Genomic DNA, 12,914 nt, shown 5'->3' on the forward strand with positions numbered 1-12,914 from the left:
GTTGCTTTTTGGTTGTATCTTTGCAATCATTTTTATTATGAATATGGAGCACACTGAAAAGGTTATAGATGAACAATTACAAGGACAAGCACTTGTAACTGAAAAGAAGACAGAAAACACTAAAAAATTATTTATAGAAAGTTACGGTTGTCAAATGAACATGAACGACAGCGAAATTGTAGCTTCTATTTTAGCTGAACAAGGTTTTAACACCACTCAAGTTTTAGAAGACGCTGATTTAGTTTTGGTAAATACTTGCTCTATTAGAGAGAAAGCTGAAACTACAATTCGTAAACGTTTACAAAAATACAATGCTGTTAAAAAAGTAAATCCAACCATGAAAGTGGGGGTTTTAGGATGTATGGCAGAACGTTTAAAAGAAAAATTTTTAGAAGAAGAGAAAATTGTTGATTTAGTTGTTGGACCAGATGCTTATAGAGATTTACCTAATTTATTAGAAGAAATTGATGCTGGTAGAGATGCCATTAACGTAATTTTATCTAAAGAAGAAACCTATGGTGATGTAGCTCCTGTTCGTTTAAACTCTAACGGAGTTTCTGCATTTGTATCTATTACGCGTGGTTGCGATAATATGTGTACTTTTTGTGTGGTTCCGTTTACCCGTGGTCGCGAAAGAAGTAGAGACCCCAAGAGCGTTTTAGAGGAAATTAAATCGATGCATGATCAAAACTTTAAAGAAATTACTTTACTTGGTCAAAATGTAGATAGTTACCTGTGGTATGGTGGCGGATTGAAAAAAGATTTTACTAAAGCTTCTGAAATGGCGCAAGCTACCGCGGTAGATTTCGCTCAGTTATTAGATATGTGCGCTACAGAATTCCCTAAAATGAGATTTCGGTTTGCAACTTCTAATCCGCAGGACATGAGTTTAGATGTAATTCATACCATGGCAAAACATAAAAACATTTGCAAATACCTTCACTTACCTGTTCAAAGCGGAAGTAACGCCATGTTAAAAGCCATGAATCGTCAACACACACGTGAAGAATACAAAGAATTGGTTGACAACATCTTTAAGATAGTTCCAGAAATGTCATTATCGCAAGATATGATTGTTGGTTTTTGTGGCGAAACAGAAGAAGATCATCAAGATACTTTAGATTTAATGAGATATGTAAAATACGATTTCGGTTTTATGTTTGCTTATTCTGAAAGGCCAGGAACTTTAGCTGCCAAGAAAATGCCAGATGATGTTCCTTTCGAAACTAAAAAAAGGCGTTTACAAGAAATCATCGATTTACAGCAAGAACACGCTTTATATAGAACACAGCAGCATATAGGTAAAACGGAAGAGTTTTTAATTGAAGGAACTTCTAAGAAAAACCCAAATGAATGGAAAGCCAGAAACACACAAAATACCGTATGTGTTTTTCCTAAAGAAAATTATAAATTAGGTGAATTTGTAATGATAAAAATAGAAGATTGTACGTCGGCAACCTTAAAAGGAACTGTGCTTGGCTATTCAGATAATAATTAATTTTTAGAAAAGAGAAGCAAGAGAAAAGATCAGTCCTTTTCTCCCTATTCTTTTTTCTCTATTCTAAAGAAAAAATATGGAAAACCTACAAGCGATAAAACAACGTTTTGGAATTATCGGTAACGACACACAATTAAACCGCGCTATCGAAAAATCTATTCGTGTGGCTCCTACTGATATTTCAGTTTTAGTTACCGGAGAAAGTGGTGTAGGTAAAGAAAATATCCCAAAAATAATTCATCAGTTATCACACAGAAAGCACGCAAAGTATATTGCGGTTAACTGTGGTGCTATTCCTGAAGGAACAATTGACAGTGAATTATTCGGACACGAAAAAGGTGCTTTTACAGGAGCTACAACTGCTCGTAAAGGGTATTTTGAAGTTGCCGATGGCGGAACCATTTTTTTAGATGAAGTAGGTGAATTGCCATTAACAACACAAGTACGTTTATTACGTGTTTTAGAAAATGGTGAATTTATAAAAGTAGGATCATCACAAGTACAAAAAACCGATGTTCGTATTGTTGCGGCTACCAATGTAAACATGCAACAAGCTATTTCTAAAGAAAGATTTAGAGAAGATTTATATTATCGTTTAAGCACTATTGAAATCGATTTACCAGCTTTACGCGATCGTAACGAAGATATTCATTTATTGTTTCGAAAATTTGCTTCAGATTTTGCACAAAAATACCGAATGCCAACAATTCGCTTAGATGATAATGCCACAAAAATATTATTGAATTATCGTTTTCCGGGTAACATTCGTCAATTAAGAAACTTAGCAGAACAAATTTCTGTTGTTGAAGAAAGTCGCTTAATCACTGCCGAAAAATTGATACAATATCTCCCGAAAAACAATGGGAATTTCCCTGCGGTAATAGGGCAAAAATCTAGCAATTCTGATTTTGCCAACGAACGAGATATTATGTATAAAATCTTGTTTGATATGCGTAATGACATCAATGATTTAAAAAAATTGACGTTAGATTTAATGCAAAATGGAGATGCAGAACAAGTTAAAGAAGAAAATCATGGATTGATAGAAAGAATCTATCAAAAACAAGAACAACCAGAAGATCAAAATATTGAAGTTGTTCAAATTCCGCAATCATCCGCTACTCAAAACAATTACGAGTATGCTGAAACGATTGAAGAAGACGAAAATTTATCTTTACAAGAAAAAGAAATTGAAATGATACGTAAATCTTTAGAAAAAAACAGTAACAAACGTAAATTAGCAGCTAAAGAACTAGGGATTTCTGAACGAACTCTATACCGAAAAATAAAACAATACGATTTATAAAAAAACAACTGTTCGAGTACTTTCGTTTTTTGGTCGAAAATCGATTACTTCTCGATACTTTTTTTTATTTTTCGCTACCGTTTCAATTCAAAAAACAAAGTGACAATACGCTTAAAACAATGAGAAAAATTATTTACATCACATTAATTTCTATCGCCGCAACAATTTTAATGATAAGTTGTGGAGCGTATTCGTTTACAGGTGGAAATACAGGAAAAGCAAAAACCATTCAAGTTGATTTTTTCCAAAATCAGGCGCCTTTAATCGAACCTACATTAAGTCAGAAATTCACACAAGATTTACAAGACTTATTTACACGTCAAACAAATTTAACCTTAGTAAAAGCAGGTGGCGATTTACATTTTTACGGTGAAATTGTAGATTATCGTATTACACCAATGAGTGCAACTGCCGATCAAACAGCAGCACAAAATCGTTTAACGATTTCGGTAAATGTTATTTACGAAAATAAGTTAGAAGAAAAAGATAATTTCGAAAAACGCTTTTCTTTTTATTTTGATTATGGTGCTACGCAACAATTATCAGGAGGTGTATTAGACAGTGCCTTAAAAGAAATTTTAGAGAGAATTACACAAGATATTTTCAACGCATCAGTTGCTAAATGGTAATCATTGGATAAAAAAAACTACATACAAATTTTAGAGAAACCAGTACTTATTTCACAGGAAATTAGTGCTGAGCTAAAAAATGTTATTCAACAATATCCTTATTTTCAATCAGCAAGAGCTTTGCAATTAAAAACTTTAAAAAGTCAGCACAGCTTTAAATACAATAACGAATTAAAAAACACCGCTGCTTATACCACAGATCGCACTGTTTTATTTGATTTTATTACTTCAGAAACATTTAAAGAAAATTCAACTGTAAAAGAAGAAAAAATACGCTTAAGAGAAATTATTCTTCCAAAGAAAAAAACAAAAGAGATAACGAAAATTAAAGAAGAGTTATCAATAGGTAAACCTCTTTCTTTCTCTAAGCAGGAATCATTTTCTTTTAACCAATGGATGCAACTTTCTTCTAAAAACACAATAATAAGAGAAACAGCTCCAGACCCTAAAAAAATCATTCCTGCAAAAAGTTTAGTTAAAAAAGATATCATCGATCGTTTTATAGCATCCTCACCCAAAATAACACGCCCAAGTAAAACGAATCCTACTGAAATTAAGCCTGTTAAAAGCAAAAAGAAATCGCAATTAGCAACCGAGACTTTAGCCAAGGTGTATCTTGAACAAAAAAAATATGACAGCGCAATACAGGCTTATAAAATATTAAGTTTGAAATATCCAGAAAAAAGTGGTTTCTTTGCAGACCAAATTAAGAGAATACAAATTTTACAAAAAAATAAATAATGACAACGTATACTTTACTTTTAGTGTTAATATTGATTGTTGCAATAGCATTAATCTTAATTGTAATGGTGCAAAACCCTAAAGGAGGTGGATTATCTTCTGCTCTTGGTGGTGGTAGCGCTCAAAACATTGGTGGCGTACAAAATACAAATAGCTTTTTAGATAAATCTACTTGGACTTTAGCTATCGCAATGTTTGCTTTAATTTTAATCGCAAACTTCGCTATACCTAGAGGTAACTCAGCTGATGCTCCTCAATTAGATAGCGCTTTAGAAAACGTAGAAGCTACAAGTCCTGTTGCAGTTCCTACAACAAACGATACTACAAAAGATAGTGTAAACTAATCTTAACAACATATAATATCAAATGCCAACGTAATGACACGTTGGCATTTTTTTTACATACAATTTAATGGATTTAGAAAAAGTGGCATATAATTTTTAATGGCATAATTTCTGACTATTTTTAAAGCATAAAAACAAACACTTAATCATAACTTATATAAAATGGGATTAAATATTAAACCTTTAGCAGACAGAGTTCTTGTAGAACCAGCTGCAGCAGAGACTACCACAGCATCAGGACTTATTATTCCAGATAACGCGAAGGAAAAACCACAAAAAGGAACTGTTGTTGCTATAGGAAACGGAACTAAAGACGAGCCTTTAACGGTAAAAGTTGGTGATACTGTTTTATACGGAAAGTATGCTGGAACAGAGTTAAAACATGAAGGAAGTGATTATTTAATTATGAGAGAAAGCGATATTTTCGCTATCATATAATTTTTTCACTCACTTAATAATTAATAAAAAAAAGATCATAAAATGGCAAAAGATATAAAATTTGATGTAGACGCTCGCGATGGTTTAAAACGCGGAGTAGATGCATTAGCAAATGCAGTAAAAGTAACTTTAGGACCTAAAGGAAGAAATGTAATTATTTCTAAATCTTTCGGTGCGCCACACGTAACTAAAGATGGTGTTACCGTAGCAAAAGAAATTGAGTTAGAAGATTCTTTAGAGAATATGGGAGCTCAAATGGTAAAAGAAGTAGCTTCTAAAACCAACGATTTAGCTGGTGACGGAACTACAACTGCAACCGTATTAGCACAAGCTATTGTAAAAGAAGGTTTAAAAAATGTTGCCGCTGGTGCAAATCCTATGGATTTAAAGCGCGGTATTGACAAAGCCGTTACTGCTATTACTGCTGATTTAGCAAAACAATCTCAAGAAGTTGGTAATTCATCAGAAAAAATACAACAAGTAGCTTCTATCTCAGCAAATAACGATAAAGTTATTGGTGATTTAATTGCTACCGCTTTTGGTAAAGTTGGTAAAGAAGGAGTTATTACTGTTGAAGAAGCAAAAGGAATGGAAACGTATGTTGACGTTGTGGAAGGAATGCAATTCGACCGCGGATATTTATCTCCGTACTTTGTTACTGATGCTGATAAAATGGTAGCTACTTTAGAAAATCCATATATTTTATTATTTGATAAAAAAATCTCTAACCTACAAGAAATTCTTCCAATATTAGAACCTGTTTCTCAATCTGGAAGGCCTTTATTAATTATTGCTGAAGATGTTGACGGACAAGCATTAGCTACTTTAGTAGTTAATAAATTACGTGGTGGTTTAAAAATTGCTGCTGTTAAAGCTCCAGGATTTGGTGATCGTAGAAAAGCAATGCTAGAAGATATTTCTATCTTAACTGGTGGAACTGTTATTTCTGAAGAAAGAGGTTTTTCTTTAGAAAATGCTACTTTGGATTTATTAGGAACTGCTGAAACTGTTACTATCGATAAAGACAATACTACAATTGTTAATGGTGCTGGTAATGAAGAACTAATTAAAGGGCGTGTAAACCAAATTAAAGCACAAATTGAAACGACTACTTCTGATTACGATCGTGAGAAATTACAAGAGCGTTTAGCGAAGTTAGCCGGTGGTGTTGCTGTTTTATACGTTGGTGCTGCTTCTGAAGTAGAAATGAAAGAAAAGAAAGATCGTGTTGATGATGCTTTACACGCAACTCGTGCTGCTGTAGAAGAAGGTATTGTTGCCGGTGGTGGTGTTGCCTTAGTGCGTACTAAAAAAGTATTAGAAGCTTTAGCTACTGAAAACTTAGACGAAACTACAGGTGTACAAATCGTTAACAAAGCTATTGAAGCACCTTTAAGAACAATTGTTGAGAACGCTGGTGGCGAAGGATCTGTTGTTATTAACAAAGTATTAGAAGGTAAAAAAGATTTTGGTTATGATGCTAAAGCTGAAGTATATGTTGATATGCTAGAAGCTGGAATTATCGATCCTAAAAAAGTAACTCGTGTAGCGCTAGAAAATGCAGCTTCTGTAGCTGGAATGATCTTAACAACCGAATGTGCTTTAATTGATATTAAAGAAGATGCTCCTGCAATGCCTCCAATGGGTGGTGGGATGCCAGGAATGATGTAGTGGCGAGTCGCTACAGACAGATATAAAAAACCTCGATAATTAATTATCGAGGTTTTTATTTTTATATCTTTTTACTATGATTGATTCTCTTATATAAATTAGGTTAAATGAAATGCTAGTAGAAATAAGTAAATCCATTTTAAATCTTACGCTCTACAACATAATCTATCATTTGTTGCAAGGAGTTTTTATATGCTGATTCTGGGAAGTTATTTAATATTGCTAATGCCTTATTTTTATAACTATGCATTTTAGTTGTTGCATACTCTAAGCCGCCATTTGTGTTCACAAAAGCTATAACTTCTTTTACACGTTTTTTATTAGTGTTATGCTTTTTTACAGAATTGATCAACCAAGATTTTTCTTTTTTAGAACAGTTATTTAAGGTATAAATTAACGGCAATGTCATTTTTTGTTCCTTTATATCAATACCGGTTGGCTTCCCTATTTCGTCTTCTGTATAATCAAATAAATCATCTTTAATTTGAAAAGCGATTCCGATATATTCTCCAAACTTTCGCATTTTCTGCACTATTTCATTACTTGCACCTACTGATGCTGCTCCAATACCACAACAAGCAGCTATTAAGGTTGCTGTTTTCTGTCGGATGATTTCAAAATATATTTCCTCGGTAATATCTAGTTTCCGTGCTTTTTCTATCTGTAATAATTCACCTTCACTCATTTCACGCACTGCGATAGAAATCAGTTTAAGAATATCAAAATCTTCATTATCAATAGAAAGCAATAGCCCTTTTGACAATAAAAAATCACCTACTAAAACGGCTATTTTATTTTTCCAAAGTGCATTTACAGAGAAAAATCCACGACGACGATTACTATCGTCTACAACATCATCATGTACTAAAGTTGCGGTGTGAATTAATTCTACTACCGAAGCTCCTCGATAAGTTCGTTCGTCAAAACCACCATCAGAAACCATTTTGGCTACTAAAAAAACAAACATCGGCCGCATTTGTTTTCCTTTTCTACGAACAATATAATACGTAATTCTATTTAATAAAGGAACCTTTGACAACATCGAATCTTTGAACTTAGTCTCAAAGAGTTCCATCTCGTTTTTAATGGGAAGTTTAATTTGTTCTACTGGCTTCATTGTTTATCAAAAGTAAGAAAATTTTTAGTTTTCAATAGCTCTAATTCTTTTTAATCTAGCCCAAGCTAATTTATGTCTTCTTTTATAAAAAGACATGGTTCCTCTATCTAATCCGAAGTAAAAAAAACTAATTCCGGCTGGTGGATTGGCACTTGGTAAAAAACTAAAAGTATCGAACGCTGTTGTTGGCCACCACCAACATTGGTAAGTAGTTCCTATAAGTTCTAAACAGGCTACTACGAAATACATTGCTAAATAAAATAATCGTTCATTTGGGTGTTTTCTTAAAAAATAAAAAACCAACAATGTTAAACCAAAGCCAAACACATCGTTTTTAGCTATTAAAAAGTAGGTGGCAAAAATTAATATTATTACAGAAAACACTTTCTCAATCTTCTCTCGATATTTTTTAACTTTCGATTTCCTGCTAAAATAATAAACTCCTAAAAAAACAACGGCGTGTCCTGGCGGTACATAATGCGGTACATTTTCTAATCTGTAAGTATACATCCCCAATACTATTGAAAAGAAATATTCTCCAATAATTGCGATTAGTACTGCATAAATTATTTGTTCTTTAACTCTTGCTGTAGCTGCAAAATATAAGTAAAGCAAAACGATACACATTATAGCTGTTGAAATCCACTGAGCATATTCAGTATAAGCTACAAAATACTTACTATCAAAATACAATCCTACAGCAATAAAAAAAACTAATAAACCTAACGTTTTAAAAGTTTGACCAAAAAGGGTTTTAGATAAATTCATTACGATTTATTAGCTAATTGACCACAAGCTGCGTCGATATCTTTTCCGCGTGAACGACGAACGTTTACGGTAATATCATGCATTTCTAAATTCGATATATAATTGTTGATTGCTTCTGGACTTGCTTGTTGAAACTCACCATCATCAATAGGATTATATTCTATTAAATTAACCTTACAAGGAACGTATTTACAAAATTGAATTAAGGCATTAATATCCTCTCTTTTATCGTTAATTCCTCCCCAAACTACATATTCGTACGTAATCATTCTCTCGGTTTTCTCGTACCAATATTCTAACGCTTCTTTTAAGTCTTTTAACGGAAAAGTAGCATTAAATGGCATGATAGATGTACGAACCTCATCAATAGCAGAGTGTAATGAAACAGCTAAATTAAATTTAACCTCATCATCTGCCATTTTCTTAATTATTTTAGGCACGCCTGATGTAGAAACCGTAATACGTTTAGGAGACATTCCTAAACCTTCTGGAGACGTAATTTTATCGATCGATTTAATTACGTTGTTGTAATTCATCAAAGGTTCTCCCATCCCCATAAAAACAATATTAGAAAGCTTTCTATCATAGTACAACAAGCTTTCTTTATTGATGGCTGCTACTTGATCGTAAATCTCATCTGGATTTAAGTTTCGCATTCTTTTTAAACGAGATGTTGCGCAAAAACGACAATCTAAACTACAACCAACTTGGCTAGATACACAAGCAGTTGTTCGTGTTTTTGTTGGTATTAAAACCGACTCTACCACTAAACCATCGTGTAAACGAACTGCATTTTTTACAGTTCCGTCTTTACTACGCTGCATATTATCAACCTGAATGTGGTTAATTACAAAGTTTTCGTCTAGCATTTTACGAGTATCTTTCGATAAATTGGTCATATCATCAAATGAATGTGCCGATTTACTCCACAGCCATTCATATATCTGATTACCACGAAATGCCTTATCTCCGTTTGCTACAAAAAAATTACGTAATTGTTCTTTTGTTAATGCGCGTATGTCTTTTTTCTTAATTTCCATTGGGTGCAAAAATACACAAAACCTCACAAGTAATCTTGTGAGGTTTTATAATTCGTTTAAATCTATAGTATTATAAAATCAACATCGCGTCTCCGTACGAGTGAAATTTATATTTCTCTTTAATTGCCTCTTCATATGCTTCCATCATAAAGTCGTGTCCTGCAAAAGCAGAAACAGTCATCATTAAGGTTGATTTTGGTGTATGAAAATTTGTAATCATACAGTTTGCAACACTAAAATCAAATGGAGGAAATATAAATTTATTTGTCCAACCATCAAATTCCTTTAACTTACGTTTAGAAGTAATTGCAGATTCTGTTGCTCTCATTACAGTTGTTCCAACAGCACAAACTCTTTTCTTTTTAGCTAAAGCATCGTTTACCATATCTGCAGTCGCTTGCGTTACGTTAATCTTTTCAGAGTCCATTTTATGCTTCGATAAATCTTCTACCTCAACCGGATTAAAAGTTCCTAAACCTACATGTAACGTAGTTTCAGCAAAATCTATTCCTTTAATTTCTAAACGCTTCATTAAGTGTTTAGAAAAATGTAATCCTGCTGCTGGTGCTGCTACAGCTCCTTCATGTTTTGCATAAATTGTTTGGTAACGATCTTCATCTGTTGCCTCTACCTCACGCTTTATATATTTAGGCAATGGTGTTTCACCTAACTTTACTAATTTTTCTCTAAACTCTTCGTAAGGCCCGTCGTATAAGAAACGTAAAGTTCTACCACGAGATGTTGTATTATCAATAACCTCAGCTACTAAACTTTCGTCATCACCAAAAAACAACTTGTTTCCGATTCTAATCTTTCTTGCTGGATCTACTAATACATCCCACAAACGATTTTCAGCATTTAACTCACGTAATAAAAATACTTCAATACGTGCGCCAGTTTTTTCTTTATTCCCGTACATACGAGCAGGAAAAACCTTTGTATTGTTTAACATCATTACATCTCCTTCATCAAAATAATTGATTAAATCTTTAAATAATTTATGTTCAATTTTTTGAGTATCTCTGTGCAACACCATTAAACGTGCTTCATCTCTATGCTCTGATGGATATTCTGCTAATAATTCATCTGGTAATTCAAAACTAAAATTCGATAACTTCATAAATCTTTTTTTCCTATGCGCAAATATACAATCTCGACATAGGCCTTGTCAAGCAATTCGGCTTTTATTTTCCTTTAATCATTTCTATTCCTACTTGTTGCATATCTTTCCAAAAATTACGGTACGATTTCGTAACTACTTCTGCATCTAAAATTTCAATACTTGTTTTTAATGCTAGTGGTGTAAATGCCATTGCCATTCTATGATCGTTATAAGTGGCTATATTTATATTTTTATTGATGCTATTTGCAACCTTTAAATGCAAACTTTGATTAGTTATACTAATATTTGCCCCTAACTTAGTTAATTCTGCTTTTAAAGCTTCTAATCGATCGGTTTCTTTTATTTTTAAGGTATGTAATCCTGATAAATCACAAGCAACTCCTAATCCAAAACAAGTTACTGTAATCGTCTGAGCAATATCTGGCGCATTTTTTAAATCTTCGTTTAAAATAGCAGTATTATGTATTGCTTCTTTCGTTAAAACAATGGTATTTTCTTGAAACGTAGTTACAACTCCAAAATGATTATAAATTCTTGCTAAGCAATTATCACCCTGTAAACTATCTTTTTTATAGGCTGATAATTTCACTGACGATCCTATTTCACTCAATGCAATTAGCGAATAAAAATAAGATGCAGAACTCCAATCTGATTCTACTACGATATCCTGAGCAGATACTTCAGGTTGATTTTTAATAGTGATAACACTCCCCTCAAAACTTGCAGAAACACCTATTTGATGTAACAAAGTTAATGTCATTTTTATATACGGAACAGAAGTAATATTACCTTTTAATTCAATTACTAATCCGTTTTTTAAACTTGATGCAATTAACATTAAAGCCGAAATATACTGACTACTTACATTGCCATCAATAGCAACTTTAGTTATCAATAATTCTTTTCCTGTAATTTTAATTGGCGGATATCCGTCTTTTTCTAAATACTCAATATCGGCACCTAAGTCACGAAGAGCATTTACTAATATTTCAATCGGTCGATTATGCATTCTGTCTGACCCTTGTAACACTTTTACTGCACCTTTTTTACTAGCAAAAAAAGCAGTTAAAAAACGCATTGCTGTACCAGCGTGACCAATATCTGCAATTTCATTTTCCGACGACAATGCTTCTTGTAAATGATGCGTATCATCAGAGTCTGATAAATTATGAATGCTAATATTCGGATATAATTGCTGTAAAATTAATAACCTGTTAGATTCACTTTTTGAACCCGAAATAGTTACTTCAGTATTAATTTTAGAGGCTTTTTTTGTTGCTAGTTGTAAGTTCATTTATGTAGACTTCCTTATGTTATATCGATTCAGAATGACGTTTTGATATTGAATTAGACATTCATATTATTTATTTTTCCATGCATTATTCCATCCTTTTCTTACAGCGTGAAAAACTCTAAAGAAAATTGAAAAAAAGATGGCTTGAATTAAAATTTGTCTCCAATCAAAACTCATTGATTCAAAAAACAAACTTCCTATAAAATTTGTTGTTACAAACATTAAAAATAACAAAGGAACATAAACAACAATGTATTTTAAAATTGATATTTTGTTTATCAATTCGGTTTCTTCATTGATGTTTTTGGTTAGTTTATCCTCTATTTTTTTAACATTCATTTTTACTTCATTCTTTTATTTACCACATAAACAGCATATAAAATACTCACTACAACTTTGGGTAAGAAAAAACGCATCCATAATTTATTTGCAAAGTGAAAATTATAAACGGTTTCAAAATCTCCTGAAAAAAGTGCGCCTCCTGTTTTAAAAATTACAGAAAATAACGAGATTATTATAATCAGAAAAATGGCCAATTTTAATACATTAATCCAAAATAAAGATTGTTTACTATTTTTACTAAAACTCATTATTTTAATTTTTCGTTGTTATGATGACGATCGTGATCGCGTTTTGTTTTTATATCTAATTTTTTATCAAAAGCTTCTTGAAGGTTAATTCCGGTTTGGTTTGCTAAACACAATACTACAAACATAACATCTGCTAATTCCTCACCTAAATCTTTATTTTTATCGCTCTCTTTTTCACTTTGTTCGCCATAACGACGTGCAATAATCCTTGCTACTTCTCCTACTTCTTCTGTTAATTGCGCCATGTTTGTTAATTCGTTAAAATAACGAACTCCATGATTTTTAATCCAATTATCAACTTCTTTTTGAGCGTCTTGTATATTCATTTTTACTTCATCATTTAAAATTCAAATAT

At 32.5% G+C, this 12,914-nt stretch carries 15 protein-coding genes; 7 read left to right on the plus strand and 8 right to left on the minus strand.

Going from position 1 to position 12,914, the window contains the following annotated elements; all coding sequences use genetic code 11:
• The first annotated feature begins 43 nt into the window (after positions 1-43).
• From miaB to groL, 7 genes are all read left to right on the plus strand, one after another.
• Positions 44-1,498, plus strand: a complete 1,455-nt coding sequence (miaB, locus tag N2251_RS08255; RefSeq protein ID WP_260586495.1) for a tRNA (N6-isopentenyl adenosine(37)-C2)-methylthiotransferase MiaB — start codon at positions 44-46, stop codon at positions 1,496-1,498.
• A gap of 76 nt (positions 1,499-1,574) precedes the next feature.
• A complete protein-coding gene (locus N2251_RS08260) occupies positions 1,575-2,804 on the plus strand; it encodes a sigma 54-interacting transcriptional regulator (protein ID WP_260586274.1) in 1,230 nt (409 codons plus the stop codon).
• A gap of 119 nt (positions 2,805-2,923) precedes the next feature.
• The gene (locus tag N2251_RS08265; RefSeq protein WP_260586275.1) at positions 2,924-3,433 is read left to right on the plus strand and encodes an LptE family protein; all 510 of its coding nucleotides are present in this window, start codon (positions 2,924-2,926) and stop codon (positions 3,431-3,433) included.
• A 3-nt stretch (positions 3,434-3,436) separates the two neighbouring features.
• On the plus strand, positions 3,437-4,174 hold the full coding sequence (locus N2251_RS08270) for a DUF8458 domain-containing protein (protein WP_260586276.1): 738 nt from the start codon (positions 3,437-3,439) through the stop codon (positions 4,172-4,174).
• The gene (secG, locus tag N2251_RS08275; protein WP_260586277.1) at positions 4,174-4,518 is read left to right on the plus strand and encodes a preprotein translocase subunit SecG; all 345 of its coding nucleotides are present in this window, start codon (positions 4,174-4,176) and stop codon (positions 4,516-4,518) included. Before N2251_RS08270 ends, secG begins: the two co-directional genes overlap by 1 nt.
• A 162-nt stretch (positions 4,519-4,680) precedes the next feature.
• The gene (locus N2251_RS08280) at positions 4,681-4,956 is read left to right on the plus strand and encodes a co-chaperone GroES (protein WP_260586278.1); all 276 of its coding nucleotides are present in this window, start codon (positions 4,681-4,683) and stop codon (positions 4,954-4,956) included.
• Positions 4,957-4,998: 42 nt separating this feature from the next.
• A complete protein-coding gene (gene groL, locus N2251_RS08285) occupies positions 4,999-6,627 on the plus strand; it encodes a chaperonin GroEL (RefSeq protein WP_260586279.1) in 1,629 nt (542 codons plus the stop codon).
• 139 nt (positions 6,628-6,766) lie between these two features.
• On the opposite strand, the gene N2251_RS08290 is transcribed toward groL, so the two are convergent.
• The 8 genes from N2251_RS08290 to N2251_RS08325 form a co-directional block, all read right to left on the minus strand.
• Positions 6,767-7,744, minus strand: coding sequence for a polyprenyl synthetase family protein (locus N2251_RS08290; RefSeq protein WP_260586280.1), 978 nt, complete (start codon positions 7,742-7,744; stop codon positions 6,767-6,769).
• A gap of 24 nt (positions 7,745-7,768) precedes the next feature.
• Entirely contained in the window at positions 7,769-8,512 is a 744-nt protein-coding gene (locus tag N2251_RS08295) for a hypothetical protein (protein WP_260586281.1), read from the minus strand.
• Positions 8,512-9,552 carry a dual-specificity RNA methyltransferase RlmN gene (gene rlmN / locus N2251_RS08300; protein ID WP_260586282.1) on the minus strand — a complete coding sequence of 347 codons (1,041 nt, stop codon included), beginning with the start codon at positions 9,550-9,552 and terminating at the stop codon, positions 8,512-8,514. The genes N2251_RS08295 and rlmN overlap by 1 nt, the downstream gene beginning before the upstream one ends.
• A gap of 70 nt (positions 9,553-9,622) precedes the next feature.
• Positions 9,623-10,672, minus strand: coding sequence for a tRNA preQ1(34) S-adenosylmethionine ribosyltransferase-isomerase QueA (gene queA / locus N2251_RS08305; protein ID WP_260586283.1), 1,050 nt, complete (start codon positions 10,670-10,672; stop codon positions 9,623-9,625).
• Between the two features lie 64 nt (positions 10,673-10,736).
• Positions 10,737-11,969: a 3-phosphoshikimate 1-carboxyvinyltransferase gene (locus N2251_RS08310; RefSeq protein ID WP_260586284.1), complete on the minus strand. Its 1,233-nt coding sequence runs from the start codon at positions 11,967-11,969 to the stop codon at positions 10,737-10,739.
• Between the two features lie 66 nt (positions 11,970-12,035).
• Positions 12,036-12,308, minus strand: a complete 273-nt coding sequence (locus N2251_RS08315) for a hypothetical protein (RefSeq protein WP_260586285.1) — start codon at positions 12,306-12,308, stop codon at positions 12,036-12,038.
• 2 nt (positions 12,309-12,310) lie between these two features.
• On the minus strand, positions 12,311-12,559 hold the full coding sequence (locus N2251_RS08320) for a hypothetical protein (RefSeq protein ID WP_260586286.1): 249 nt from the start codon (positions 12,557-12,559) through the stop codon (positions 12,311-12,313).
• On the minus strand, positions 12,559-12,885 hold the full coding sequence (locus N2251_RS08325; RefSeq protein WP_218771382.1) for a nucleotide pyrophosphohydrolase: 327 nt from the start codon (positions 12,883-12,885) through the stop codon (positions 12,559-12,561). The genes N2251_RS08320 and N2251_RS08325 overlap by 1 nt, the downstream gene beginning before the upstream one ends.
• Positions 12,886-12,914: the final 29 nt, after the last annotated feature.

Origin of the sequence: Tenacibaculum haliotis (genome assembly GCF_025215075.1) — a bacterium.
Taxonomy (GTDB): Bacteria; Bacteroidota; Bacteroidia; order Flavobacteriales; family Flavobacteriaceae; genus Polaribacter; species Polaribacter haliotis_B.